The following is a 26,775-nucleotide window of genomic DNA, read 5'->3' as shown; positions in this document are numbered from 1 at the left end:
GAGCCGGACCACACCAAGTACGAACGGCAGCCCGCCCATCAGAGCGAGCCCGTCGTAGCGCGGACCGGCCCCGCACAAGAGTCGGACCACACCAAGCACGGACGGCAGCCCGCCCATCGGAACGAGCCCGTCGTAGCGCGGACCGGACCCCGCACAAGGGCCGGACCACACCAAGTACGGACGGCAGCCCGCCCATCAGAGCGAGCCCGTCGTGGCGCGGACCGGACCCCGCACAAGGGCCGGACCACACCGTTTGGGGGCGGGGACCGTCTGTAGGGGCGGGCCCGTTGGTGCGGGTCGGCCGGGCGGCATGGGTCAGGGCGTCGCGGGTGGGGTTGTCGGGAGGGAGAGGATCATGGTGAGGCCGCCGCCCGGGGTGTCCTCGGGGATGAGTTCGCCGCCCATCGCCTCGGTGAGGCCACGGGACAGGGCGAGGCCCAGGCCCACGCCGGTGTGGTTGTCGCGGTCGTCGAGGCGTTGGAAGGGCAGGAAGACTCGGTCGCGGTCGCCGGGCGGGATGCCGGGGCCGCGGTCGGCGATCCTCAGCTCCACCCGGTCGCGGATCGGGCTCGCGGTGACCAGCACCGGCTCGTCCGGCGGGCTGTGCCGCACCGCGTTCGCGAGCAGGTTCACCAGGACCCGTTCCAGCAGCGCCGGGTCTGCCTGGACCTCGGGGAGATCCGGATCGAGGGCGATGAGGACACCGCCGGTGCCCAGGTCGTCCAGCGCGGACGGGACGAGTTCGGCCAAGGAGAGGGGGCGCACGGCCATGCCCAGGACACCCGCTTGAAGGCGGCTCATGTCCAGCAGGTTCACGACCAGGCGGTCCAGCCGGTTCAGCGACAGCCGCGCGGTGTCGAGGAGTTCCGCCCGCTCGTCGGGCGTCCAGGCGATCTCCTCGTTGACCAGGCTCTCCACGGCGGCCTTCGCCGAGGCCAGCGGGGTGCGCAGATCGTGGCTGACGGCGTTGAGCAGCGCGGTGCGCATCCGGTCGGCGGCCTCCAGCGGCCGGGCCTTCTCGGCCTCGGCCTGGAGCCGCTGCTGGCGCAGCGCGCCCGCGGCCTGCACCGCGAACGCCTCGAGCACGCGCCGGTCCCGCGCGGGCAGGGGCCTGCCCCGGATCGCCAGGACGAGGCCCTCGCCGACCGCGATCTCGGTGTCGCCCTCCCCCGGTGACGTGCAGGGCCGGCCGCCGACCGTGGCGACGACCCGCCAGTCGGCCGGGTCGCCGCGGCTGTCGGGGGTCGCGGGCGCGGCGCGCTCCAGCAGCGTCACCGCGTCCAGCCCGAACGTCTCGCGGAGCCGCCCGAGCAGGCTGTCCAGCGCGCGCTCCCCGCGCAGCACGTTGCCCGCGAGCGCCGACAGCGTCGCGGCCTCGGCGCCGAGCGCGGCCGCCTCGCGGGTGCGCCGGGCCGCGGCGTCCACGACCCCGCTCACCCCGAGCCCGACCAGCACGAAGACGGCGAGGGCGATGAGGTTCTCGTTCGCCGAGACGGTGAAGCGGTGGATCGGCGGGGTGAAGAACCAGTTGAGGAGGAGGAACCCGGAGAACGCGGTGAACAGCGCGGGCCACATGCCGCCGATCAGCGCCACGCCCACGACCGCGGCGAGGAAGAACAGGATGTCGCTGGGCAGGGTCAGGACGTCCCCGGCGAGGTCGAGCCCGACCGTCAGCAGGGGCAGCCCGGCCAGCGCCACCGCGAAGGCGGCGATGCGCCGCCGCGCCGACAGGCCGCGGTCCGCGGCGGAGCGCCGCATCCCGCGGTGCGCCTGCTCGTGGGTGACCATGTGCACGTCGATCGAGCCCGACAGCGCGGTCGTCGTCACGCCGATCCCGGGGCGCAGGAGCTGGGCGAACCTGCCGCGCCGCGACACCCCGAGGACCAGCTGGGTGGCGTTGACCGCACGCGCGAAGTCCAGCAGCGCCCGGGGCACGTCCTCGCCGACGACCTGGTGGTACGTCCCGCCCAGCCCTTCGACGGTCTCGCGCTGCCGGGCCAGGTGCCGGGGCCGGGACCCGCCCAGGCCGTCCCCGCGCGCCACGTGCACGGCCAGCAGGTCGGCGCCCTTGGTGCGGGCGGCGATCCGGGTGGCGCGGCGCAGCAGCGTGTCGCCCTCCGGACCGCCGGTCAACGCGACCACGACGCGTTCGCGGGCCTCCCAGGTCCCGCCGATGTCGTGGGCGCTGCGGTAGCTGTCGAGCTGGTCGTCGACCCGCCCGGCGAGCCACAGCAGCGCGAGTTCGCGCAACGCGGTCAGGTTCCCGACCCTGAAGTAGTTCGACAGGGCCGCGTCGACCTTCTCGGGCGCGTAGATGTTGCCGTGCGCCATCCGGCGGCGCAGCGACTCCGGCGCCATGTCGACGAGTTCGACCTGGTCGGCGCGGCGCACGACCTCGTCCGGGACCGTCTCGCGCTGCGGCACGCCGGTGATGCCCTCGACGACGTCGTTGAGCGACTCCAGATGCTGGATGTTGACCGTGGTGATCACGTCGATCCCGGCGTCGAGCACCTGCTCGACGTCCTGCCAGCGCTTGGCGTGGCCGCTGCCGGGGACATTGGTGTGCGCGAGTTCGTCGATCAGCGCGACGGCCGGGGCGCGCCGCAGCAGTTCGGCGACGTCCAGCTCGCTGAACTCCGCGCCCCGGTACGGGACGGTCTTGCGCGCGACGATCTCGAGGCCGTCGAGGAGCGCGGCGGTCTTCGGCCGACCGTGCGTCTCGACGTACCCGACGACGACGTCCGTGCCCCGGGCGAGGCGGCGCGCGCCCTCGGACAGCATCGCGTAGGTCTTGCCGACGCCCGGGGCCGCGCCGAGGTAGATGCGGAGTTTCCCTCGTGCCATGGCGTCCTTCCTTCCTCGTCCGGACGGGCCGCCCAGCGCGCGCTGGGCGGCCCGTGTCCTACGGCCTGGTCCGTCTCAGCCCTGGAAGGGCGCGGTCCGGTCCAGCGCGGTGTTCAACTCCAGCACGTTCACCACGGGTTCGCCCATGAAGCCGAGGGCACGGCCCGTCGTGTGCGCCTCGATGAGCTCCTGGACCTCGGCGACGGGCAGACCGCGGGTCTCCGCGACGCGCCGCGCCTGGATTTTGGCGTAATCGACCGAGATGTGCGGGTCGAGCCCGGAGCCGCTGGCGGTCACCGCGTCGGCGGGCACCGCGGGGGCGGCGGGGGCGTCACCGCGGACGGGCACGATCTGCCCGGTCGAGTAATCCTCGCCGTACGTCGCGCACTCGACCTTGACGCCCTTGTACTCCGCGACGAAGGGCACGGCGGGGCATGCCTCGTTGACGCTGACGACCTCGGTCGGCCGGGAGACGACCCCGGACGCGTCCCGCGGCCCCAGCACCGACAGGACGGCGCCGACGCCGGCCTCGGTGCAGTAAGGCCGGGAGCCGTCCACGCCCTCCAGGGCGCCCACTTCGACGCTGCGGGTGCACACCGTCGTCAGCAGGGAGGTCCTGGCGTTCTCGTCCTCCTTGCCCGCCGCGACCAGCGCCGGGTCGGGCAGGGTGTCCACGACGTCCTCGGGGCCGAGATTGCTCGCGGACGTCGCCATCGGGTCGTAGCCGTCGCCCGCGTTGGACGCCCGGCTCTGGAAGTACTGCTTGAGCGGGTTGCCTTCGGCGTCGGTGAACGACTGGCCTATCAGTGCGCTTCCGGAGGAGATAAGGGAACCGTCGGCCTTGTCCCTCAAGCCGGGCACCTGCGCGATCGCCGTGATGGCGAGCGGGTAGGCGAGGCCCAGGACGACGGTGAAGACGACGAGCGCCCTCAGCGCGGCGACGTGCTGGCGGAGCCAGCCGGGCAGTGTGTTCATCAGGAGATCCCCGGGACGAACTGGATGAGAAGGTCGATGATCTTGATGCCGGCGAACGGGGCGATGACGCCGCCGAGCCCGTAGACCAGGAGGTTGCGGTTGAGCAGCTGCGACGCCGACGAGGGCCGGTACCGCACGCCGCGCAGCGCCAGCGGGATCAGCGCGATGATGATCAGGGCGTTGAAGATGACCGCCGAGAGGATCGCCGACTGCGGGCTGGCCAGCCGCATGACGTTCAGCGCCTCGAGGCCGGGGAAGAGCACCACGAACATCGCCGGGATGATCGCGAAGTACTTGGCGATGTCGTTGGCGATCGAGAACGTGGTGAGCGCGCCGCGCGTGATGAGCAGCTGCTTGCCGATCTCGACGATCTCGATGAGCTTGGTCGGGTCGGAGTCCAGGTCGACCATGTTCCCGGCCTCCTTGGCGGCGGAGGTGCCGGTGTTCATGGCGACGCCGACGTCGGCCTGGGCGAGGGCGGGGGCGTCGTTGGTGCCGTCCCCGGTCATCGCGACGAGCCTGCCGCCGTCCTGCTCGGCCTTGATGAAGGCCATCTTGTCCTCGGGCTTGGCCTCGGCGAGGAAGTCGTCGACGCCGGCCTCCTCGGCGATCGCCTTGGCCGTCAGCGGGTTGTCGCCGGTGACCATGATCGTCTTGATGCCCATCGCGCGCATGTGCTCGAAGCGCTCGCGCATGCCGGACTTCACGACGTCCTTGAGCCGGATGACGCCGAGGACCCTCGCCTTGCCGTCGAGGAACTCGCCGACGACCAGGGGCGTGCCGCCGCTCGCGGAGATGCCGTCCACGACGTCGCCGAGCGCGGGCGAGACCTGCCCGCCGTTGCCGCGCACCCAGTCGGTGACGGCGCTGGCCGCGCCCTTGCGGAGCTGCCTCCCGTCGAGGTCGACGCCGGACATGCGGGTCTGCGCCGCGAACGGCACCCAGGTCGCGTGCGCGAGTTCGCCCGGGTGGCGTTCACGCAGGCCGTGCGCCTCCTTGGCGTGCACGACGATCGACCGTCCTTCCGGCGTCTCGTCGGCGAGCGAGGAGAGCTGGGCGGCGTCGGCCAGGTCGGCGTCCGAGACCCCGCCGACGGCGATGAACTCCGACGCCTGCCGGTTGCCGAGCGTGATCGTGCCGGTCTTGTCGAGCAGCAGCGTGTTGACGTCGCCGGCGGCCTCCACGGCCCGTCCCGACATGGCGAGGACGTTGCGCTGGACCAGCCGGTCCATGCCCGCGATGCCGATCGCCGACAGCAGCGCCCCGATCGTCGTCGGGATGAGGCAGACGAGCAGCGACACCAGGACGATGCCGGTCACGCCGTTCCCGTCGAGCGCCGCGCTGTCGGCGACGCCCGGGTTGTTGGCCTTCGAGAAGATCGCGAGCGGCTGCATCGTCGCCACGGCCACCAGGAAGATGATCGTGAGCGCCGAGAGCAGGATGTTGAGCGCGATCTCGTTCGGCGTCTTCTGCCGGGAGGCGCCCTCGACCAGCGCGATCATCTTGTCGATGAACGACTCGCCCGGCTTCTGGGTGATCTTGACGACGATCCGGTCGGACAGCACCTTGGTGCCGCCCGTCACGGCGCTGCGGTCGCCGCCCGATTCCCGGATGACGGGGGCGGACTCGCCGGTGATGGCCGATTCGTCCACGCTGGCGATGCCTTCGACGACGTCGCCGTCACCGGGGATGATCTCCCCTGCCTCGACGACCACGACGTCGCCCTGGCGCAGCTCGGCCGCGGGCACCTCTTCGGCGGCCGTCGCGGCGTCACCGGGCTTCCAGGAGCGCAGTCGCCGGGCGACGGTGTCCTTCTTGGCCTTGCGCAGCGTGTCCGCCTGCGCCTTGCCACGGCCTTCCGCGACGGCCTCGGCAAGGTTCGCGAAGACCACGGTGAGCCAGAGCCAGACCGCGATGAGGACGGCGAAGACCGAGGGATCGGTGACGGCCAGGACCGTCGACCAGACCGCGCCGATCTCCACGATGAGCATGACGGGGTTGCGCCACATCACCCGCGGGTCGAGCTTGCGCAGGGCCCCGGGCAGGGAGGTGACGAGGAGTTTCGGGTCGAGCAGGCCGCTCTGGACCCGAGTGGGGGCGGCGGACATCACAGGTGGATCCCTTCCGCGAGGGGCCCGAGGGCCAGCGCGGGGAAGAAGGTGAGGGCGACGAGGATGAGGGTGACGCCCGCGACCATGCCGACGAACTGCGGCCGGTGCGTGGGCAGCGTGCCCTGGGAGGCCGGGACGGGCGTCTGACGGGCCAGCGACCCGGCCAGGGCCAGCGCGAGGATGATCGGCAGGAACCGCCCGAAGATCATCGCCAGCCCCAGCGCCACGTCGTAGAACGGCGTGTTCACGGTGATGCCCGCGAAGGCCGACCCGTTGTTGTTGGCCGCCGACGTGAACGCGTAGAGCACCTCCGACAGACCGTGCGGGCCGGAGTTCAGCATGCTCGCGCGCGGTCCTGGGAACGCCATCGCGATGGCCGTCCCGACGAGGACGAGGACCGGCGTGGTGAGGAAGTACAGCGAGGCGAGCTTCATCTCGCGCGCGCCGATCTTCTTGCCGAGGTACTCCGGCGTCCGCCCGACCATGAGCCCGGCGACGAACACCGTGATGATCGCGAGGATGAGCATGCCGTACAGGCCGGAGCCCACACCGCCGGGCGCGACCTCGCCGACCATCATGTTGAGCATCGTCACCGCGCCGCCGAGCGAGGTGTAGGAGTCGTGGAAGGAGTTGACGGCGCCCGTCGAGGTCAGGGTGGTCGCGGCGGCGAACGTCGCGGAGTTCGAGACGCCGAACCGCGTCTCGGTGCCCTCGGTCGCGGCGGCCACGGCTTCCGGCACGGTGCCGTGGTGGGCGATCTGCGCGGCGTTCAGCGCGATGACGCTCAGCAGGGCGAGCGTGCCCATGACCGCGAGGATCGCGTAACCCTGCCGCTTGTCGCCGACCATCCGGCCGAAGGTGCGGGGCAGTGTGAACGGGATCACCAGCAGCAGGAAGATCTCGAACCAGTTCGTCCAGGCCGTGGGGTTCTCGAACGGGTGGGCGGAGTTGGCGTTGTAGAAGCCACCGCCGTTCGTGCCGAGTTCCTTGATGACCTCCTGCGACGCCACCGGGCCGCCGGTGATCGTCTGCGAGCCGCCGGTCAGCGTCGCGACGCTGTGCGGGTCGGCGAAGTTCTGGATCGCGCCGCCCGCGATGAGGACGAGCGCGCCGACCGCGGCGATCGGCAGCAGGACGCGCAGGACGCCGCGGGTCAGGTCGACCCAGAAGTTGCCGAGCTCGGACGTGCGGCGCCGGACCAGCCCGCGCACGAACGCGATCGCGACGGCGATGCCGACGGCCGCGGAGACGAAGTTCTGCACGGCCAGCGCCGTCATCTGGACGAGGTACCCCATGGTGTTCTCACCGGAGTAGGCCTGCCAGTTGGTGTTGGTGACGAAGCTGATCGCGGTGTTCCACGCGACGTGCGAGGTGACGTTCTCGAAGCCCAGGCTGAGCAGCAGGTGGCTCTGCAGCCTTTGCAGCCCGTAGACGACGAGCACGGAGACCAGCGAGAAGGCGAGCACGCTCTTGGCGTAGACGCTCCACGTCTGCTCCCCGTCGGGATCGACGCCCACCGCCTTGTAGACGCCGCGCTCCAGACGCGAGTGCTTGGAGGACGTGAAGACGCGGTGCATGTAGTCGCCCAAAGGCACGTGCACCAGCGCCAGGGCAAGGATGAGGGACCCGATGAAGAGGATCCCGGCGGTCGTGGAGCTCATCTAGAACTTCTCCGGACGCAGCAGGGCGATGACGAGGAGGACGACGAGCCCGATGGCCAGCACCAGGCCGACGATGTTCTCTGCGCTCACAGCCGGCCCACCGCCTTCACCACGAGGCCGAGGACCGCGAAGACCGCGAGGGTCAGCGCGATCAGAGCGAGATCTGCCATGACTTCTCCTGGAACGGCCCGGGGACCGGGCTCATTGAGTTCTTGCCATCGCAGACAACACCCGTTTTTGCCCGTTCTGACGTCCCCTGACGGCTTCCCTACGGGACCCTCGCGGAATCTTGACGCGTTCCCTACGCGACCCCCTTCGGAACCCTGTACGGCCGATCTGGGACCGCCCCCGATGGCCCCTGGCCGCGTTCGCTCAAGATTCCCGGCCGCACCGGGACCGGAGGCCCATGCCGGGGTGTCACGTCCCCCAAGACGATGGCTGCGCGCGTCTCCGTGAGGGCGGTAGGGACTGCGAGGCCCAGCGGGAGCCTTCGGCGCGCTCGAAGTGCGGTACGCCCGGGAGGCGGAAGATGAGCACATCAGGAGAGATCGACGTCAGGTTCAACCCCGTGATCGGCTGGGGCTTCGTGGCGTCGGCGATCGTCATCGCCGGCGCGACGGTCGCGGTGATCGAAACCGCGGGGATCCGGGGGTTCATCCCCGTTCTCACGCTTCTGGCGCTCGGGGTGCGTTTCCTGACGCAACGGCATCTCGCCTATGACCCCTCCACCGGGACGCTCGTCGCGGGCTCCGGCCGGGCGGCGCGCACCTTCCGGCCTCGCGGGCCGGAACGGCTCGTCGTCGAAGGCGGGCGCATCTACCTCGTCAAGGCCGACGGCGACCGCAAGAAGGTCCCCGCCACCCGGACCTGGGCCGACCGGCCGCAGTGGGACCGGGTCGTCGAGGCCATCGAGGCCGAAGCGGCGGCCTAGCGCCGCGGCCGCGGGACGCGCGGACCTCATCCGGGCGGGAGTGTCGGCCCGCCCGGGGCCGTCCGCGCCCGCGCCGCGGCACGCCGGGATCGGCGGCGGGCGGACCACCGTCCGCCGCCCGGTCCGGCGCCACCCGCTCGCTCAGCGGTAGTTCACGAACTGAAGGGCGACGTCGAGGTCCTCCTTGCCCTTCAGGAGCGCGATGACCTCCTGGAGCTCGTCGCGCTTCTTGGAGCTGACCCGCAGCTCCTCACCCTGGATCTGGGCCTTGACGCCCTTGGGACCCTCTTCGCGGATGATCTTGCTGATCTTCTTCGCGTTCTCCTGGGAGATCCCCTCCTTGAGGTTCACTCCGATCTTGTAGAGCTTGCCCGAGGCCTTCGGCTCCCCCGCGTCGAGGATCTTCAGCGACAGGCCGCGCTTGATCAGCTTCTCCTTGAACACGTCGAGGACGGCCAGCGCCCGCTCCTCGCTGTTCGCCTGGATCTCGATGGCCTCACCCGACCAGCGGATCCCGGCGTCGACATTGCGGAAGTCGAAGCGGTTCCCCACCTCCTTCACCGCCTGGTTCAGCGCGTTGTCGGTCTCCTGCTTGTCCAGCTTCGACACGATGTCGAACGAACTGTCCCCAGCCACACCCAGCTCCTCACCTTCACCAACCTTGATCCCCCCAGTCTCTCAGCCCCCGCCCCGGCCCCGTCCCACAACCCGCGTGCCGACCACTCCCCGGATCCGCTAGTATTTCTGACGTCGCAAGCGACACACGGCGGTTTGCCCGAGTGGCCAAAGGGAGCAGACTGTAAATCTGCCGGCTCAGCCTTCGGTGGTTCGAACCCACCAGCCGCCACTTGCGAACGAAGGGCCCCTGACCAGGGAACTGGTCAGGGGCCCTTCGCTGTGTGGTGGGGGCTTCGCGGGGGAGGGCGGGGTGGGGAATCTTTTGTAGTGTGGCGGGAGGGCTTGAGGAAAGGTGATGCGGCGATGAACTTGGTTCATGGTGGGTTGCAACTGGTCTTCTACGTGCTCGCGATCATCGCGTTCGCGCTGGAGGCGTGGGCGCTGATCGACGCGACGCGGCGGCCCGCCGACGCGTTCCCGGCGGCGAACAAGCAGACGAAGAAGCTCTGGTTGATCATCCTCGGTGTCGCCGTCTTCTTCGGGCTGCTCGCCGTGGTCGGGCAGGTGACGACGCTCGGGATCTTCGCGATCGCCGCGTTCGTGGCCGCGGTGATCTACCTGGCGGATGTGCGCCCGGCGGTGAAGGAGTACGGGTCCGGCGACGGGCGCAGGATGGGGCCGTACGGGCCCTGGTAGGCCGTCGGCCGGTCAGTCTCCCGGATTCTGGACGCCGAGGGCGGTGAGCGACGCGGCGACGCGGTCGGCGAGGTAGGCGTGCCCGTCGGCGGTCGGGTGGGCTTCGTCGCGGCCGATGTAGGCGGGGGCGTTGCCCGTGCCGTCGCTGACGTCGCCGGTGAACCATTCCTCGGCGAGCGGGTCGACGAAGGGGACCGCGCCGGCCGCGGCGGCGTCCCGGACCGTGTCGCGGACGGCCAGGGCGCGGTCCGGCGGGGTGCCGCCCCAGATCGGGCCGATGACGACCAGGGAGACGCCCGGCCAGGTCGTCCGCACGTCGTCGAGGAGGCCGTGGACCGCCGCGTCGAGGGCGGCCGGGGCGGGGTCGCGCAGGGCGTCGTTGTGGCCTCCGACGATCAGTACGAGGTCGGGCGCGGGACGCCAGCGGAGCTGGTCGGCGAAGAGCCTGCCGAAGTTCTTGCCGATCTTGCCTTCGGCGAGGAATCCCGTGCCCGGGTACCCGCCGATGACGGGCTGCCAGCCCAGCTTCCGTGACAGGACTCCCGCATACGTCTGCTCGGCTTCCACGTCCCGGTATCCGGCCGTGTAGCTGTCGCCCAGGAACAGCACGACGGGAGCACGCGCGGGCGGGGGCGCGGGCGCCTCAACGGTGTGCGCGCCCGCCGGGGTTCCGGCCCCTCCGGCGCACCCGCTCAGCGCGAGTGCCAGCACCGATCCGAGCAGCGTCACCCGCAAATCGCCACACTCCCGGCCAAAATCCCCGGAACCCGACCGGGTATAGCAAAAAACTCTACCGGGACGATCGGGACAGAGTGCCCGAATTCGCGGAACTGTCCGCGGCCGTCCGCCGCACCGCCTTCATCGCCTGAAGCCCCGGCGTACAAGGGCTTTCAGAAGTTGTCCACAGGCCGCTGAGCGATCTTGAAAAGAAGTGTGGAGACTGGGCTGACCTGGCCGGGAGAGCGGCCGGAGGTCAGTAGATGGTCCAGAGCCCGAGCGGGGCAAGGACCAGGAGAAGGGAGGAGAGCAATGCGGCGGAACGCACCATCGTGGACCGCGGCGCGGGGTGCAGCAGGCGCTGGACGCGCGCCATGACCGCCCCGCCCTCATGGGCGACGGCCAGGGCGCACGAGGGGGCCGAGGCCGAGGGGGCCGTGGCGAAGCGGATGAGCGCCTTGGCGAGTTCCTTGGGCGAGCGGTGCCGCAGGGCACGGTCGTCGGCCCGCATCTCGATGAGCAGCGCCACCGAGTCGAGGATCCGCGCGACGAAGCCGATCCGCGGAAGGGAGGTGAAGGGCAACAGCACCAGGTCATGGCGCTCGCGCGCGTGGGCGAGCTCATGGGCGAGGACCGCTTCCAGCTCCCCGTCGTCGAGTAGCTCCAGCGTGCCCGCGCTGATGACGATCTTCGAGCGCATGCCCGGGACGCAGTAGGCGGCGGCGTCCGGATGGTCGACGACCAGGGCGCCCTTGCGGCGGCCTCGGTCGGCGATCAGCCGCAGCAGCGCGCGGTGCCGGGCACGGGCGCGGACGACACGGAAGCCGGCCAGCAGCAGCGAGCCGATCAGCGAGCCGGCGAGCGCCATGCCCGCGAGCAGCGCGATCTGGCGCGGCAGCGACAGATGCAACCCGTCATCGGGAAGGAGGAACAGGCCATGCAGGACACCGCGGCCCAGCGGCTCCAGGGCGAAGCCCAGCAGGGTGCCGATGGAGGCGAGACCCCAGGCGAGGCCGAGCGCCTGCCACAGCAGAATGCCTGTGCGCGGGGTGCGCCAGGTCCATTCGGCGCGGGCGAGAAGGCCGGCCGCGGGCACCGTCACCAGTGCGATGAGCGCGAGCCCGACCCAGATGCTCATGGGATGGCTCGCGGACTCTGGTGGGGGGACGGCGTGGTCACTCGAGCTCCTCTAGGACGCGCCGGAGCGCGGCCGCCTCGTCGCCGCTCACCGAGCGGGCGAAATGGGCGAGAGCGGCGTCCCGGTCCCCGCTCATGGCCAGCGCGCCCAGCATGAGCTCGGCGACATAGCCCTCGCGGGACTCGGCGGGGCGGTACGCCCAGGCACGGCCTGAGCGCTCGCGGACGAGGAAGTCCTTCTTGGCCAGGCGGTCGAGCACGGTCATCACCGTGGTGTGGGCGAGGTCCCGATCGGCGAGCGCGCGGCTGACGTCGCGCGCCGTGGCCGGTTCCTCCCGTGCCCAGAGGATCTCCATCACGGCGCGTTCAAGCTCTCCCAAACCCTTCACAAGACGGATTCTACCTCCCGGTCACTACGCCCCGTAGTAGCCCTCTGTTAAGCACATATTAGATCCCATGTTCTATAACAGAACGCCCTATTCCTCACAAGTAAGCGGTTCTTTACTTCTGGAGACGTTACCGACGAGTAAAGAGGAGGTGCCGCGTGCGCGGAACGACCACCCTCGCCGCCATCGTCGCGGCGATGCTGCTCAGCGCCCTGGCGGCCGCGCCCCCGGCCGCCGCGGACGCCGGGTACACCTCGGCCTACCGGACGATCCCCGGCCACGGGGGCACGCCGCTCAAGGCCCTGGTCTACCGGCCGAAGGGCGAAGGCCCGTTCCCCCTGATCGTCATGCCCGCGAGCTGGTCGCTCTTCCACGCCGAGTACGCGGGCGCGGCCGCGAAGTTCGCCGAGGCGGGCTACACGGTCGTCGCCTACACCTCGCGCGGCTTCTGGGACTCCGGAGGCCGCATCGAGATCGCGGGCCGGCCCGACGTCGGCGACCTCAGCAAGGTCATCGACTGGTCGCTCGCGCACACCAGGGCCGACCGCCGGAAGATCGGCGCGGCGGGCATCTCCTACGGCGCCGGGATCTCCCTGCTCGGGGCGGCCCACGACCCGCGGATCCGGGCGGTGTCGGCGATGAGCGGCTGGGCCAGCCTGCCCGACTCGCTCTACCAGCACGAGACGGTGAGCGAGCAGACCGCGGCGCTGCTGCTGTCGGTCGGGCACGTCACCGGCAAGCCGGGCGCGGACTACCTGACCGTCCAGGACGGCTACCTCGAAGACAGGTTCGGCACCGCGGTCGAACTCGCCTCGATCAGGGGCGCCGCCAATTACGTCAAGCGGATCAACGCCTCCAAGCCCGCGATCATGCTCGCCAACGGCTGGCAGGACGGCATCTTCCCGCCGGCCCAGTACGTCGACTTCTTCAACCGGCTGAAAGTGCCCAAGCGCCTGACGTTCCAGGCGGGCGACCACGGCACCCCCGAGGCCCTGGGCGCGCTCGGCCTGCCCAACGAGACCTGGACCCAGACCCGCAAGTGGTTCGACAGGTACCTGCGCGGCCGCAAGAACGGCATCGGCGCCGCCGGTCCGGTCGCGCTGAAGCCGAACAACGGCGGTTCCTGGAGCTACTTCCCCTCGTGGAGCGCGCAGACCGAGCGGACCCGTCGCTACCCGCTGCCGGCGGGGCGCACGAAGATCGCCGCGGGGGTCAACACCGTCGCCGACAGCGGGATCGTCGAGGCCACCGGGATCGCGGCGCAGGCCGGGATCCACTGGACGATCAAGCCCGCCGAGGTGGACCGCGCGCACGCCCTGGTCCACCGCATGCCTGCCGTCAAGGCGCGCACGGTCGTCAGCGGCGCGCCCGTCCTGCGCACGACCCTGACCCCGTCGGCGCGCAAGACGACGATCTTCGCCTACCTCTACGACGAGGCCCCGGACGGCCGGGCCCGCCTCGTCACCCATGTCCCGTACAGCCTGCGCGGCGCCACCCCCGGCCGGCCACGGGCGCTGACCCTGCCCCTCCAGCCCATCCGCTGGAAGCTCGCCAAGGGCCACCGCCTCACCCTCGTCATCGACACCGTCGACCCCCGCTACCGCACCACCGCGGCCAGGGCCACCACCACGACCCTCACCGGCGGCTCCCTCACCGTCCCGTTCGGCTGACTCCGAAGCACCGGACAGGCCCTCCCCGGGACCCGCCCCGCCCTTCCCCGGGGCGGGCACCGGCGGCCGTCCGCCGGTACGGCCGCCGACGCGGTCGCCGTCCGGTGCCGCCTGGCGCCTGCCAGGCGGCACCGGACGGCTTCCGTACGGCACAGGGGGCTGCCGGGCACCTGGCGGACGACCTGGGCTGCCGGCGGGCGCTCCTGGAGACATGGGCCAAGGAGGTCTCCGCGCTTCAAGAAGCCCTGGACGCCGTCTTCGACCGCGCCGTGATCCGCCACGGTTCCGTGGACCACCCGCGCGACCACGAGATGGTCGTGCACACGGCTGCCGATCCGCGCACCGCATCCTGACCCTCGCGCGGCGACCCGCCCCGGCTCTTCCCCGACCGGACCCCGGATCTGCGAGGGCACCGTGCGGAATCCGTGCGGCGCGAGGTGGGCCGCACGAGCACCGGGGCGGAAGGGGGAGCCGCCCGGCGGCGCGGAGTACGAGCGGAAGGGGAGCCGGATGACCGCGGGCGGGGGTGGGTCAGCGGAGCGCGGGGGTGGGGTGGATGGCGCCCACTACGCAGGGGCCGCCGGTTATGGGGGTGGTGGAGAGGTGGGTGAGGCGGGGGGAGGCTGCGCCCAGGAGGTTGAGGAGGGCGATGGTCACGGGGGTGCGGGCACGGGAGGCGCCGTCGTCGATCTTGACGATCCCGGAGGCGCCGTCGGGGAGGCAGAAGGCGTCCACGCCTTCGGCGCCGGATTTGACGATGAGGCCGGGGACGTCGGCCATGAGGTCGTACTCGTCGCGGCGGGTGCCGGAGGTCCATGCCGGGTGGGCGCGCATCGCGGCGGCGACGCGGCCCTCGGGGGTGTCGGGCGCGGCCTTCCCCAGCCTGTGGAAGGCGCGGGCCAGGGCGAGGGGGCTGAGGCCGAAGAGGGGTGCGCCGCACCCGTCGACACCGACCATGGCGACGTGCTCCCCCGCGAACTCCTCAAGGGTCTCGCGGACCGCGCGCTGGAGGGGGTGGGAGGTGTCGAGATAGGAGTCGATCGGCCAGCCGTTCTCCCGGCAGGTCGCCAGCATCGCCGCGTGCTTGCCCGAGCAGTTCATGTAGCGGCGGCCCGCCTCACCTCCGTCGCGGACGAGGGCGCGCTCGGCCTCGGCGTCCAGCGGCCAGTCCGGCGGGCAGCCGAGCGCCTCGAACGTCAGCCCCGCGGTCGCGAGGATCCGCGCGACGCCCTCGACGTGGAAGGACTCGCCCGAGTGGCTGGACGCGGCGAGGGCGAGGAGTTCGCCTTCGAGGGCGAGCCGGTGCCGGAGCATCGCGACCGCCTGGAACGGCTTCACCGTCGACCGCGGGAACACCGGCACGGTGACCGGCCCGAGCGCCCGGACGACCTGCCCCTCGGCGTCCAGCGCCACCGCGACGCCCCGGTGCCGCGACTCCACGACGCCCGACCGCTCGACCTCGACCAGCACCGGGTGCGCACCGTTCATGCCCCAAGGTTAAGCGGTCGGGCCCGGCGGGATCCGCGTGGGAGACTGCTGTCATGCGTGCGGTGGTGCAACGGGTCAGCGAGGCGGCGGTCCGGGTCGACGGCGAGGTCGTCGGACGGATCGACGAGCCGGGCCTCATGGTCCTGGTCGGCGTCACCCACGACGACGACCCGGCCAAGGCCGCCAAGCTCGCCGCGAAGCTGTGGGGCCTGCGCGTCCTGGACGGCGAGAAGTCCTGCTCCGACGTGGGCGCACCGCTCCTGGTGATCAGCCAGTTCACCCTCTACGGCGACACCCGCAAGGGCCGCCGCCCGTCCTGGCTGGACGCCGCCAAGGGCGATGCGGCCGAGCCGCTGGTCGACGCCGTCGTCGCGGAACTCAGCCGGCTGGGCGCCCACGTGGAGACGGGCAGGTTCGGCGCCGACATGAAGGTCTCCCTGGTCAACGACGGCCCGATCACCCTCGTCATCGACCTCTAGCCGGGACCCGGGTGCGGGCCCGCGCGTCACGAGGCCGAGGGCCGGCTCACCAGAACAGCCCCCAGAGCATCCCGGCGAGCGAGATGACCAACCCGGCGAAAGCCGCGTACAGCACGTACCGGTCCTGCTGGTCCAGCCGGTGCCTGACCTTCGGCGCGACGAGCACCACGCCCGTCGCCCGATTCGGGTCCGAGAGCTTCGGCTTGTAGAACGGGTTCGTCAGCCCGATGAGCTGCCAGAGCCCGTCGTTCTTGATGGCCTGGTCGTGGGCGTCGTGCGCGAAGGCCCGCCCGCGGACGCGCTTGATGCACTCGTTGCCCTGCCGCGTCTTCACCCGGCAGCGGGTGCGGACCAGGCAGATCTCGTAGAAGCTCCACAGCAGCAGCGTCAGGAGCAGAAGCCGCCAGTTCCAGGTGAAGACCCCGAAGCCGAGGAGCGCGGCGAACAGCAGCCACCACGCGATCTGCTCCACGTCTTGGCCGGACGCCCGACGGGACGACTTACGGGAAACCATGACCGCGTACCGCCTTCGTTCGGAAGGGCTACCTCGATCTTCTCTTTATCCCATATCGACCGTCGGCAATCACCTGCGACGCCCGCGCAGCGCCGGGTCGATGGTGACGTTCGCACCGGTGTCCGGCGAGACGATCACTTCCTGGGCCGCCGCGATCCCGTCGACGACCAGCGGGGCGTCCACCGGGACGGTGCGCTTGACCAGCGCGAGGGCGATCGGCCCGAGTTCGTGGTGGCGGGCCGAAGAGCCGACGAAACCGATCTGGCGGCCGTCGGCCTCGATCGCGGCGCCCCGCGCCGGCAATCTGTCCTCGCCGCCGTCGAGGTGCAGGAACACGAGCCTGCGCGGCGGACGGCCGAGGTTGTGGACGCGCGCGACGGTCTCCTGGCCGCGGTAGCAGCCCTTGTTGAGGTGCACCGCGGTGTCGATGAAGCCGAGCTCGTGCGGGATGGTGCGGTGGTCGGTGTCCACGCCGAGGCGGGCCTTGTGGTCGGCGATCCGCAGCGCCTCGTACGCCCAGATCCCGGCGTCCGCGCGATCGTGCGCCGAACCCGAGGGAACGATCAGGCTGGTCGTCCCCGCGACGTCGGGGAGGCTCAGCGGGCCTTCCAGCCCCGCCCCGGTGACGACGACGTACTCGGCGGAGACGTCGGCGACCTCGACGCGCAGCAGGAACCGCATCCGGTCGAGGAAGGCGGCGAGAGAGGGGGCGGTGCCCGGCTCGACATGCGCCCAGACCGCCTCGCCGTCGTCGACCAGCTGGAGGTGGTGCTCGATGTGCCCGTTGGGCGACAGCAGCAGCGCCTCGGTGGCCTGGCCGGGCGCCAGCGCGCTCAGGTGCTGGCTGAGCAGGCTGTGCAGCCAGGAGAGGCGGTCGGGCCCGCTGACCCGTACAACGCCCCGGTTGGACCGCACGATGGCCGCGGCGCCGCTCTCCAGCCCCTTCTGCTCGGCATAGGGGTCGCCGAAGTGCGCGGCGAGCGCCTCGTCCGGGGGATCCGCGTGGAAAGTCATGAACGGCACTCCCTGCATCGGCCGAAGACCGTCAGATGGGGGACGTCGGTCTCGAACCCGTGGCCCGCTTCGAGTGCCGCGACGAGACCCGCCGCGACGGACGGGGACACGTCCTCGACCTTCCCGCATCCGCGGCAGCAAAGGTGGACATGATCGGCCTCGGTGGCCAGATGGTAGTTGGGTGGCCCGTGCCCGACATGAGCGTGTTTGACCATCCCGAGCTCTTCCAGGAGCTCCAGCGTCCGGTAGACCGTGGAGATGTTGACGCCCGTCGCGGTCCGCTGTACCTGGGCGCAGATCTCCTCAGGGGTCCCGTGCTCCAGCACGGCCACGGCCTCCAAGACGAGCTGGCGCTGCGGCGTGACCCGGTACCCGTGCGCCCGCAGCTCCTCCTGCCACGTCGTCTCACCCATGCCACGATCCTATGTCCGGAAAAACCGTTTGCCTGCACGCGGGAACGTCGCATAGTTTCGGTCTCACGCAGGAAAGGAGGTGGTCCACGAAATGATTTCTTCGAGGACTTGCGAGGTGGCTGCTCGCTAGGAGCGCCCCAGCGGGACAAGCAGTCTCCTGGCGAATCTCCAGCAGACACCGGGTCCCCGGACCGCCGTCCAGTCCTGACGGCACCCGCCCCAACGGCGGAAGGTCCGGGGATCTCCCCTTTTTCCGGCCCGTGTTCTCCGGGCCCGCGCGCGGTGCTCCTCCGGCCCGCTCAGCCCTGCTGCGGCGGGGCCTTCTTCAGCTGGGCCGACATGTGGACCTGGAGGGGGTGGCCCATCGCGGCCATCTCGTAGACCCAGCCGAGGTCGCGGTCGTCGGTGCCGTCCTGGGCCGGGAACAGGCCGTAGAGACGCTTGCCGCCGGTGATCTCCTTGGCGGTCTCGGTCCGCGCGACGACGTCGGTGACCAGCTCGACCTTGTTGAAGGTCACCTCGCCGGTGTAGATCTCCTGAACGCCGGTCGGGTGCGACAGCAGCACCTCCACGTTCCGGCCGCCGCCCGGCACCCGCCAGAACCCGGTCTCCATGGCCAGGGCCTCGCGCTGCTTGAACTCCTCGTCCAGCCGCCAGGTGCGGCTGGTGTAGATCAGGTACGGCTTGCCGATGTGCGTGAAGGAGATCTGCTGGGTGAAGCGGAACTGCTCGATGGTCGGGTAGTCCCCCACGCCATCGCCCTCCCACGTCCCCACCAGCCACTCCAGGGACTTCAGGTCGGGGTGCAACTCATGCTCGAACACGATCTCCATGTGACCAAGCGTAGCGTTCTCCGACGGTGCTCACCCCAGCCGTCCCAGGACCCTGATCAGCCCCAGACAGCCCAGCGCGACGAGCGCGCACACCCCGGCCACGACCACCACGTTCGCCAGACCCATGGCCCCGACCCTAGCCGTCCGCGGCCCGGCCCGGCCGTCGCCCCGCCCGACGACGCACCGTGATCGCGTTGTTATCCTGCGAGAGAGGCGACCGAGGGGGTGCAGCAGGTGACCGAGCCGACATCGGAGGCCGGACAGCGGCTGCTCTCCGCGGCTCTCGGCCTGTTCGCCGAGCTGGGCTACGACCAGACCCCCGGCCAGCTCGTCGCCGACGTGGCGGGGCTGCCGGTGGCGTCGATCCGCACCGAGTTCGGCGGGAAGCGGGAGCTGTACCTCGCGGTGATCAAGCACGTCCACGAGGAGGAGCAGGCCCTCCTGGACCGGATGACCGCCACCTACACCCACGACGCCGCGGGCATCCACCGGCTGATCGACCAGTACTTCGACCACTTCGTCGACCATCCGCGCGAGGCCGCCCTGTGGATGCAGCGCCGGATGCACGACGCGGCCGACCTCCGCGACATCGAACGCCTCTACTCCTCTCCCCAGATCCACGCGGTCTCCCAGCTCACCGCCGATCTCGTCCGCCCCGACATCGACATGGAACTGGTGATCTGGGGCATCGTCTGGTCCGTCCAGACCTTCGTCTACGGCGGCATCCCCGACCTCGACGGCGGCCGCTCCAGCACCTCCGACCGCCGCGCCGTCGCCCGATTCCGCCGCCACCTCCACACCTCCATCGGCCCGCTCCTCCGCGACGACACCCACGCCTGAGCCGTCGGTGGGCCCCGGAAAGGGGAAGGGCCCCGTCCGTGTGGACGGGGCCCTTCCGGGTGCTGAGGGGATCAGCGGTTGTACTGGCCGAAGTCGTACTCCTCCAGCGGGACGGCTTCGCCGGAGCCCGTGCCGAAGGTGTACTCGCCGGCGTCGTCGTAGGAACCGACGCTGTAGACGGCGGCCTTGGCCTCCTCGGTGGGCTCGACCCGGACGTTGCGGTACTGGGGCATTCCAGTACCCGCCGGGATGAGCTTGCCGATGATGACGTTCTCCTTGAGGCCCAGCAGGGAGTCGCTCTTGGAGTGCATGGCGGCCTCGGTGAGGACGCGGGTCGTCTCCTGGAAGGAGGCGGCCGACAGCCAGGACTCGGTGGCGAGCGACGCCTTGGTGATGCCCATCAGGACCGGACGGCCCGCGGCCGGGCTGCCGCCTTCGGCGACCACCGAGCGGTTGGTCCGCTCGAAGATCGGCCGCTCGACGAGGTCACCCGGGAGCAGCGAGGTGTCACCGGCCTCCAGGATGTTCACGCGCTTGAGCATCTGGCGGACGATGATCTCGATGTGCTTGTCGTGGATCGACACGCCCTGCGAGCGGTAGACCTCCTGGACCTCGTGGACCAGGTGGAGCTGGACCGCGCGCGGGCCGAGGATGCGCAGCACCTCGTGCGGGTTGACCGCACCCTTGATCAGCTGCTGGCCGACCTCGACGCGGGCGCCCTCGAAGATGCCCTCCTCGAAGCGCGAGCGCATCGAGACGGGGTAGGCGATCTCCTCGGAGCCGTCGTCCGGCACGATCACGATCTTGCGGGTGCGCTCGGTCTCGTCGATCTTGACGCGGCCGGCGACCTCGGTGATCGGGGCGACACCCTTGGGGATGCGCGCCTCGAACAGCTCCTGGACACGCGGCAGACCGTGCGTGATGTCGCCACCGGCCACACCACCGGTGTGGAAGGTGCGCATCGTCAGCTGGGTGCCGGGCTCACCGATGGACTGCGCGGCGATGATGCCGACGGCCTCACCGACGTCCACGCGCTTGCCGGTGGCCAGCGAGCGGCCGTAGCAGGCGGCGCAGACACCGATCTTGGCCTCGCAGACCAGGGCGCTGCGGGTCCTGACCTCTTCGACGCCCGCCTCGATGAGGCGGCTGATGACCGCGTCGGACAGGTCGGTGTCGGCCGGGAAGATGATGCTCCCGTCGACCTCGACGTCCGTGGCGATCGTGCGTCCGACGAGGCTGGACTCCGAGGTGCCCAGCTTGATCAGCGAGCCGTCCGCGGCGCGGTCGTTCTCGGCGATCCGGAACGGGATCGTGCGGTCGGTGCCGCAGTCGAACTCGCGCACGATGACGTCCTGCGCGACGTCCACCAGACGACGGGTCAGGTAACCCGAGTCGGCGGTGCGCAGCGCGGTGTCGGCCAGGCCCTTACGGGCACCGTGCGTGGAGATGAAGTACTCCAGGACGGTCAGGCCCTCGCGGAACGAGGACTTGATCGGCCGCGGGATCGTCTCACCCTTGGGGTTCGACACCAGACCACGCATACCGGAGATCTGCCGGACCTGCATCGGGTTACCGCGAGCACCGGAGTTCACCATCATCCAGATGGGGTTGTCCGGGTTGCTCTTGAACTCGTCCATCATGTCGTTCGCGACCTCGGTGGTCGCGTGCGTCCAGATCTCGATGAGTTCCTGGCGGCGCTCGTCGTCGGTGATCAGACCGCGCTCGTACTCGCGCTGCACCTTCTCGGCGCGGCGCTCGTAGCCCTCGAGGATGCCCGCCTTGTTCGGCGGCGCGATGACGTCGTCGATGGAGATCGTGACGCCGGAGCGGGTCGCCCAGTGGAAGCCCGCGCTCTTGAGGGCGTCCAGCGCGGCGGCGACCTCGACCTTGGGGTAGGTCTCGGCCAGCTCGTTCACGATGCCGGACAGCTGCTTCTTGCCCACCTCGTAGTTCACGAAGGGGTAGTCCGCGGGCAGCGTCTCGTTGAACAGGGCGCGACCGAGGGTGGTCTCCAGCCGGTAGGGCTGGCCCTGCTCGTAGGACTCCGGCGCGACCCAGCCGCGCGGCGGCACGACGTCCTTGAAGCGGATCTGGATCTTCGCCTGGAGCGAGAGCTCGTTCCGGTCGAAGGCCATGATCGCTTCGGACACGTTCGAGAAGACGCGCTTCTCGCCGACCGCGCCGTCCCGCTCGCCGGTCAGCCAGTACAGGCCGATGACCATGTCCTGGGTGGGCATGGTGACGGGCTTGCCGTCCGACGGCTTCAGGATGTTGTTCGTCGACAGCATGAGGATCCGGGCCTCGGCCTGGGCCTCCGCGGACAGCGGCAGGTGGACCGCCATCTGGTCGCCGTCGAAGTCGGCGTTGAAGGCGGTGCAGACCAGCGGGTGGATCTGGATCGCCTTGCCCTCGACGAGCTGCGGCTCGAACGCCTGGATGCCGAGCCGGTGCAGCGTGGGCGCACGGTTCAGCAGGACCGGGTGCTCGGTGATGACCTCTTCCAGCACGTCCCACACGACCGGGCGGGCCCGCTCGACCATCCGCTTGGCGGACTTGATGTTCTGCGCGTGGTTGAGGTCGACCAGCCGCTTCATGACGAACGGCTTGAACAGCTCCAGCGCCATCTGCTTGGGCAGACCGCACTGGTGCAGCTTGAGCTGCGGGCCGACGACGATGACCGAACGGCCCGAGTAGTCGACGCGCTTGCCGAGCAGGTTCTGCCGGAACCGGCCCTGCTTGCCCTTGAGCATGTCCGAGAGCGACTTGAGCGGGCGGTTGCCCGGTCCGGTCACCGGACGGCCGCGGCGGCCGTTGTCGAACAGCGCGTCGACGGCCTCCTGGAGCATCCGCTTCTCGTTGTTCACGATGATCTCGGGCGCGCCGAGGTCGAGCAGACGCTTGAGGCGGTTGTTCCGGTTGATCACCCGGCGGTACAGGTCGTTCAGGTCGGAGGTGGCGAAGCGGCCACCGTCGAGCTGGACCATCGGCCGCAGGTCCGGCGGGATCACCGGGATGCAGTCGAGCACCATGCCGAGCGGGCTGTTGGTGGTGTTGAGGAACGCCGAGACGACCTTCAGCCGCTTGAGCGAACGGGCCTTCTTCTGGCCCTTGCCCGTGCGGATGATCTCGCGGAGCCGCTCGGACTCCTCGACGAGGTCGAAGTTCTGGAGCCGGGCCTGGATGGCCGCGGCGCCCATGCCGCCCGAGAAGTACTTGCCGAAGCGGTCCCGCATCTCGCGGTACAGCATCTCGTCGCCCTCGAGGTCCTGGACCTTGAGGTTCTTGAACCGGGTCCACACCTCGTCGAGGCGGTCGATGCCGCGCTGCGCGCGGTCGCGCAGCTGCTTCATCTCGCGCTCGGCGCCCTCGCGGACCTTGCGGCGCTGGTCGGCCTTGGCGCCGGCCTGCTCCAGCTCGGCGAGGTCCTCCTCCAGCTTCTGCTGGCGCTTGGCGAGGTCGCTCTCGCGCCCCTGCTCGAGCTGCTGGCGCTCGACGGAGACGTGCGCCTCCAGCGTCGGCAGATCGCGGTCACGGCGCTCGGTGTCGACGCTCGTGATCATGTAGGCCGCGAAGTAGATGATCTTCTCGAGGTCCTTCGGGGCGAGGTCGAGCAGGTAGCCCAGCCGCGACGGAACGCCCTTGAAGTACCAGATGTGGGTGACCGGGGCGGCGAGCTCGATGTGGCCCATCCGCTCACGGCGCACCTTGGCGCGAGTCACCTCGACGCCGCAGCGCTCACAGATGATGCCCTTGAACCGGACGCGCTTGTACTTGCCGCAGTAGCACTCCCAGTCCCGGGTCGGACCGAAGATCTTCTCGCAGAAGAGTCCGTCCTTCTCGGGCTTGAGGGTCCGGTAGTTGATGGTCTCGGGCTTCTTCACCTCGCCGTGCGACCACTGACGGATGTCGTCGGCGGTCGCCAGGCCGATGCGGAGCTCGTCGAAGAAGTTGACGTCAAGCACTGGCTACTCCTCTCAGACTTCCTCGACGCTGGACGGCTCGCGCCGCGACAGGTCGATGCCCAGCTCTTCTGCGGCCCGGAACACGTCCTCGTCGCTGTCCCTGAGCTCGATGTTCATGCCGTCGCTGGACAGCACTTCCACGTTCAGGCAGAGGGACTGCATTTCCTTGATGAGGACCTTGAAGGACTCGGGAATGCCGGGTTCCGGGATGTTCTCGCCCTTGACTATTGCCTCGTACACCTTCACGCGGCCGAGGACGTCGTCGGACTTGATGGTCAGGAGCTCCTGGAGGGCGTAGGCGGCACCGTAGGCCTCCAGCGCCCACACCTCCATCTCACCGAACCGCTGGCCACCGAACTGCGCCTTACCGCCCAGCGGCTGCTGGGTGATCATCGAGTACGGGCCGGTGGACCGGGCGTGGATCTTGTCGTCCACGAGGTGCAGCAGCTTCAGGATGTAGATGTAACCGACGGAGATCGGGTCCTTGAACGGCTCGCCGGAGCGGCCGTCGAACAGCCGCGCCTTGCCGCCCGGGCCGACCATGCGGTTGCCGTCGCGGTTCGGGATGGTGCTGTCCAGCAGACCCTGGACGTCCTCCTGGTGCGCGCCGTCGAAGACCGGCGTCGCCGTGTTGGTCCACGGCTCGGCCGACTCCAGGCCGATGGCCTTGAGCTGGCGCTTCCAGTCGGCGTCGTCGCCCTCGATCTGCCAGCCGCGCGAGGCGACCCAGCCGAGGTGGGTCTCCAGGACCTGGCCGACGTTCATACGTCCAGGAACACCGAGCGGGTTCAGAACGATGTCGACCGGGGTACCGTCCTCGAGGAACGGCATGTCCTCGACGGGCAGGACCTTGGAGATGACGCCCTTGTTGCCGTGGCGGCCGGCGAGCTTGTCACCGTCGGTGATCTTGCGCTTCTGGGCCACGTAGACGCGGACCAGCTCGTTCACGCCGGGGGGGAGCTCGTCGCCCTCCTCGCGGGAGAACACGCGAACTCCTATAACCTTCCCCGACTCGCCGTGAGGCACCTTCAGGGACGTGTCGCGGACCTCGCGGGCCTTCTCACCGAAGATCGCGCGCAGCAGCCGCTCCTCGGGGGTCAGCTCGGTCTCGCCCTTGGGCGTGACCTTGCCGACGAGGATGTCGCCGGTGACGACGTCGGCGCCGATGCGGATGATGCCGCGCTCGTCGAGGTCGGCCAGGACCTCCTCGGAGACGTTCGGGATGTCCCGGGTGATCTCTTCGGGGCCGAGCTTGGTGTCGCGGGCGTCGACCTCGTGCTCCTCGATGTGGATCGAGGACAGGACGTCGTCCTGCACGAGGCGCTGCGACAGGATGATCGCGTCCTCGTAGTTGTGGCCTTCCCACGGCATGAACGCCACGAGGAGGTTCTTGCCCAGCGCCATCTCGCCCTGGTCGGTGCAGGGGCCGTCCGCGAGGACCTGGCCCTGCTCGACCCGCTGGCCCTCGTCCACGATCGGCTTCTGGTTGAAGCAGGTGCCCTGGTTGGACCGCTTGAACTTCGCGACGCGGTAGGTCTGGCGCGTCCCGTCGTCGTTCATGACGGTGACGTAGTCGGCCGAGACCTCCTCGACGACACCCGCCTTCTCGGACGTGATGACGTCGCCGGCGTCGGTCGCGGCGCGGTACTCCATGCCGGTGCCGACCAGCGGCGCCTCGCTGCGCAGCAGCGGGACGGACTGGCGCTGCATGTTGGAGCCCATGAGCGCGCGGTTGGCGTCGTCGTGCTCGAGGAACGGGATCATCGCGGTGGCGACCGAGGTCATCTGGCGCGCCGAGACGTCCATGTAGTCGACCTCGCTGGCGCGTGCCAGTTCGGTCTCACCGCCCTTGGTGCGGACCAGGACGCGGGGCTCGGCGAAGGAGCCGTCACTGTTGAGCAGCGAGTTGGCCTGCGCCTTGACGAAGCGGTCTTCCTCGTCGGCGGTCAGGTAGTCGATCTGCTCGGTGACCTTGCCCTCGGTGACCTTGCGGTACGGCGTCTCGATGAAGCCGAACGGGTTCACCCGGCCGAACGCCGCGAGCGAGCCGATCAGGCCGATGTTCGGGCCTTCCGGGGTCTCGATCGGGCACATGCGGCCGTAGTGCGACGGGTGGACGTCACGGACCTCCATGCCGGCGCGCTCACGGGACAGACCGCCCGGACCCAGCGCGGACAGGCGGCGCTTGTGGGTCAGACCCGCGAGCGGGTTGGTCTGGTCCATGAACTGCGACAGCTGCGAGGTGCCGAAGAACTCCTTGATCGACGCCACGACCGGGCGGATGTTGATCAGGGTCTGCGGCGTGATCGCCTCGACGTCCTGGGTGGTCATCCGCTCGCGGACGACGCGCTCCATGCGGGCCAGGCCCAGGCGGACCTGGTTCTGGATGAGCTCGCCGACCGAGCGCAGGCGCCGGTTGCCGAAGTGGTCGATGTCGTCGACCTCGACGGGGAGGTTGCGGCCGTCGGAGGCGGTGAACTCCTCCTCGCCCGCGTGCAGCCGGACCAGGTACTCGATCGTGGAGACGATGTCGTCCTCGGTCATGGTGCCCTGGGTCATGTCCAGGTCGAGGCCCAGCTTCTTGTTGACCTTGTACCGGCCCACCTTCGCCATGTCATAGCGCTTGGGGTTGAAGTACAGGTTGTTCAGCAGGGTCTGCGCCGACTCCTTGGTCGGCGGCTCGCCCGGACGCAGCTTGCGGTAGATGTCGAGCAGCGCCTCATCCTGGTTGGCGGTGTGGTCCTTCTCCAGGGTGATGTTCATCGACTCGTAGGAGCCGAAGCGCTCACGAATGCGCGCCTCGTCCCAGCCCAGCGCCTTGAGCAGGACGGTGACGCCCTGCTTGCGCTTGCGGTCGATGCGCACTCCGACGTTGTCGCGCTTGTCGATCTCGAATTCCAGCCAGGCGCCCCGGGACGGGATGACCTTGCAGCCGTAGATGTCCTTGTCGGACGTCTTGTCCAGCTGGCGGTCGAAATAGACACCGGGGGAGCGCACGAGCTGCGACACGACGACGCGCTCGGTCCCGTTGATGATGAAGGTGCCCTTCGGGGTCATGAGCGGGAAGTCGCCCATGAACACCGTCTGGCTCTTGATCTCACCGGTGGTGTTGTTGATGAACTCCGCCGTGACGAACATCGGGGCGGAGAAGGTCATGTCCTTGTCCTTGCACTCGTCTACCGAGTACTTGGGCGGCTCGAACCGGTGGTCCCGGAACGAGAGGGACATGGTCCCGGAGAAGTCCTCGATGGGACTGATCTCCTCGAAGATCTCTTCGAGACCCGACTGGGTCGGTACATCCTTACGGCCGGCATCCTGAGCTGACTTGACCCGGTTCTTCCAGCGCTCGTTCCCGAGCAGAGTGTCGAACGACTCTGTCTGGAGAGCAAGGAGATCCGGGACTTCCAGCGGCTCATTGATGCGCGCGAAGGAGACGCGGTTCGGACCGGTCAGGGTCTTCGAGGCGTTGCGCGAGGCTGCCAAGAG

The 26,775-nt window shown here is 70.0% G+C and carries 22 protein-coding genes and 1 tRNA gene; 7 read left to right on the top strand and 16 right to left on the bottom strand.

What is annotated here, in order from left to right; genetic code table 11:
* Positions 1-315: 315 nt before the first annotated feature.
* The 5 genes from EDD29_RS44140 to kdpF all read right to left on the bottom strand — a co-directional run bounded on the left by EDD29_RS44140 (position 316) and on the right by kdpF (position 7,681).
* Entirely contained in the window at positions 316-2,844 is a 2,529-nt protein-coding gene (locus tag EDD29_RS44140; protein WP_123670069.1) for a sensor histidine kinase, read from the bottom strand.
* A gap of 75 nt (positions 2,845-2,919) precedes the next feature.
* Complete coding sequence (locus EDD29_RS44135; RefSeq protein ID WP_123670068.1) at positions 2,920-3,819, bottom strand: potassium-transporting ATPase subunit C; 900 nt, start codon at positions 3,817-3,819, stop codon at positions 2,920-2,922.
* Positions 3,819-5,927, bottom strand: coding sequence for a potassium-transporting ATPase subunit KdpB (kdpB, locus tag EDD29_RS44130; protein WP_123670067.1), 2,109 nt, complete (start codon positions 5,925-5,927; stop codon positions 3,819-3,821). The genes EDD29_RS44135 and kdpB overlap by 1 nt, the downstream gene beginning before the upstream one ends.
* Positions 5,927-7,591, bottom strand: coding sequence for a potassium-transporting ATPase subunit KdpA (gene kdpA, locus EDD29_RS44125; RefSeq protein WP_123670066.1), 1,665 nt, complete (start codon positions 7,589-7,591; stop codon positions 5,927-5,929). The genes kdpB and kdpA overlap by 1 nt, the downstream gene beginning before the upstream one ends.
* The gene (kdpF, locus tag EDD29_RS44120; protein WP_123670065.1) at positions 7,592-7,681 is read right to left on the bottom strand and encodes a K(+)-transporting ATPase subunit F; all 90 of its coding nucleotides are present in this window, start codon (positions 7,679-7,681) and stop codon (positions 7,592-7,594) included.
* A gap of 439 nt (positions 7,682-8,120) precedes the next feature.
* On the opposite strand from kdpF, the gene EDD29_RS44115 reads away from it, so the two are divergent.
* On the top strand, positions 8,121-8,522 hold the full coding sequence (locus EDD29_RS44115) for a hypothetical protein (RefSeq protein ID WP_123670064.1): 402 nt from the start codon (positions 8,121-8,123) through the stop codon (positions 8,520-8,522).
* Between the two features lie 141 nt (positions 8,523-8,663).
* Here the strand turns inward: EDD29_RS44115 and EDD29_RS44110 are convergent, their stop codons facing one another.
* Entirely contained in the window at positions 8,664-9,158 is a 495-nt protein-coding gene (locus tag EDD29_RS44110; protein ID WP_123670063.1) for a YajQ family cyclic di-GMP-binding protein, read from the bottom strand.
* Positions 9,159-9,287: 129 nt separating this feature from the next.
* Here EDD29_RS44110 and EDD29_RS44105 point away from each other — a divergent pair.
* Together EDD29_RS44105 and EDD29_RS44100 are read left to right on the top strand one after the other, a co-directional pair.
* Positions 9,288-9,369: transfer RNA gene (locus EDD29_RS44105), tRNA-Tyr, on the top strand.
* 134 nt (positions 9,370-9,503) lie between these two features.
* Positions 9,504-9,836, top strand: coding sequence for a DUF2516 family protein (locus EDD29_RS44100; RefSeq protein WP_123670062.1), 333 nt, complete (start codon positions 9,504-9,506; stop codon positions 9,834-9,836).
* 12 nt (positions 9,837-9,848) lie between these two features.
* On the opposite strand, the gene EDD29_RS44095 is transcribed toward EDD29_RS44100, so the two are convergent.
* The 3 genes from EDD29_RS44095 to EDD29_RS44085 all read right to left on the bottom strand — a co-directional run bounded on the left by EDD29_RS44095 (position 9,849) and on the right by EDD29_RS44085 (position 12,079).
* The gene (locus tag EDD29_RS44095) at positions 9,849-10,565 is read right to left on the bottom strand and encodes an SGNH/GDSL hydrolase family protein (protein WP_170201817.1); all 717 of its coding nucleotides are present in this window, start codon (positions 10,563-10,565) and stop codon (positions 9,849-9,851) included.
* Between the two features lie 244 nt (positions 10,566-10,809).
* Positions 10,810-11,691, bottom strand: a complete 882-nt coding sequence (locus EDD29_RS44090; RefSeq protein WP_123670060.1) for a M56 family metallopeptidase — start codon at positions 11,689-11,691, stop codon at positions 10,810-10,812.
* A gap of 37 nt (positions 11,692-11,728) precedes the next feature.
* Positions 11,729-12,079, bottom strand: a complete 351-nt coding sequence (locus EDD29_RS44085) for a BlaI/MecI/CopY family transcriptional regulator (protein WP_123670059.1) — start codon at positions 12,077-12,079, stop codon at positions 11,729-11,731.
* A gap of 155 nt (positions 12,080-12,234) precedes the next feature.
* Here EDD29_RS44085 and EDD29_RS44080 point away from each other — a divergent pair, with 155 nt between their 5' ends.
* Positions 12,235-13,746, top strand: coding sequence for a CocE/NonD family hydrolase (locus tag EDD29_RS44080; protein ID WP_123670058.1), 1,512 nt, complete (start codon positions 12,235-12,237; stop codon positions 13,744-13,746).
* Positions 13,747-13,850: 104 nt separating this feature from the next.
* Positions 13,851-14,099 carry a YxiG-like protein gene (locus EDD29_RS44075; protein WP_123670057.1) on the top strand — a complete coding sequence of 83 codons (249 nt, stop codon included), beginning with the start codon at positions 13,851-13,853 and terminating at the stop codon, positions 14,097-14,099.
* A gap of 178 nt (positions 14,100-14,277) precedes the next feature.
* Here EDD29_RS44075 and EDD29_RS44070 read toward each other — a convergent pair whose 3' ends face one another.
* Positions 14,278-15,234 (bottom strand): asparaginase, encoded by a 957-nt coding sequence (locus EDD29_RS44070; protein WP_123670056.1) that lies wholly within the window; start codon positions 15,232-15,234, stop codon positions 14,278-14,280.
* 53 nt (positions 15,235-15,287) lie between these two features.
* On the opposite strand from EDD29_RS44070, the gene dtd reads away from it, so the two are divergent.
* Positions 15,288-15,713 (top strand): D-aminoacyl-tRNA deacylase, encoded by a 426-nt coding sequence (gene dtd, locus EDD29_RS44065; RefSeq protein WP_123670055.1) that lies wholly within the window; start codon positions 15,288-15,290, stop codon positions 15,711-15,713.
* Between the two features lie 46 nt (positions 15,714-15,759).
* On the opposite strand, the gene EDD29_RS44060 is transcribed toward dtd, so the two are convergent.
* From EDD29_RS44060 to EDD29_RS44045, 4 genes are all read right to left on the bottom strand, one after another.
* Positions 15,760-16,185, bottom strand: coding sequence for a hypothetical protein (locus tag EDD29_RS44060; RefSeq protein ID WP_123670054.1), 426 nt, complete (start codon positions 16,183-16,185; stop codon positions 15,760-15,762).
* Positions 16,186-16,296: 111 nt separating this feature from the next.
* Positions 16,297-17,241 carry a CAF17-like 4Fe-4S cluster assembly/insertion protein YgfZ gene (gene ygfZ / locus EDD29_RS44055; RefSeq protein WP_246053331.1) on the bottom strand — a complete coding sequence of 315 codons (945 nt, stop codon included), beginning with the start codon at positions 17,239-17,241 and terminating at the stop codon, positions 16,297-16,299.
* On the bottom strand, positions 17,238-17,654 hold the full coding sequence (locus EDD29_RS44050) for a Fur family transcriptional regulator (RefSeq protein WP_123670052.1): 417 nt from the start codon (positions 17,652-17,654) through the stop codon (positions 17,238-17,240). Before EDD29_RS44050 ends, ygfZ begins: the two co-directional genes overlap by 4 nt.
* 299 nt (positions 17,655-17,953) lie before the next feature.
* Positions 17,954-18,487 carry a heme-binding beta-barrel domain-containing protein gene (locus EDD29_RS44045; protein WP_123670051.1) on the bottom strand — a complete coding sequence of 178 codons (534 nt, stop codon included), beginning with the start codon at positions 18,485-18,487 and terminating at the stop codon, positions 17,954-17,956.
* 234 nt (positions 18,488-18,721) lie between these two features.
* On the opposite strand from EDD29_RS44045, the gene EDD29_RS44040 reads away from it, so the two are divergent.
* Positions 18,722-19,327 (top strand): TetR/AcrR family transcriptional regulator, encoded by a 606-nt coding sequence (locus EDD29_RS44040; protein WP_170201816.1) that lies wholly within the window; start codon positions 18,722-18,724, stop codon positions 19,325-19,327.
* 71 nt (positions 19,328-19,398) lie between these two features.
* On the opposite strand, the gene EDD29_RS44035 is transcribed toward EDD29_RS44040, so the two are convergent.
* Positions 19,399-23,289, bottom strand: a complete 3,891-nt coding sequence (locus tag EDD29_RS44035; protein ID WP_123670049.1) for a DNA-directed RNA polymerase subunit beta' — start codon at positions 23,287-23,289, stop codon at positions 19,399-19,401.
* A gap of 12 nt (positions 23,290-23,301) precedes the next feature.
* Positions 23,302-26,772 carry a DNA-directed RNA polymerase subunit beta gene (gene rpoB, locus EDD29_RS44030; protein ID WP_123670048.1) on the bottom strand — a complete coding sequence of 1,157 codons (3,471 nt, stop codon included), beginning with the start codon at positions 26,770-26,772 and terminating at the stop codon, positions 23,302-23,304.
* Between the last annotated feature and the right edge of the window lie 3 nt (positions 26,773-26,775).

The organism is Actinocorallia herbida, from assembly GCF_003751225.1.
GTDB lineage: Bacteria > Actinomycetota > Actinomycetes > Streptosporangiales > Streptosporangiaceae > Actinocorallia > Actinocorallia herbida.
Note: the sequence above shows the minus strand (reverse complement) of the source record. Positions and strands in the feature narration are given on the sequence as shown.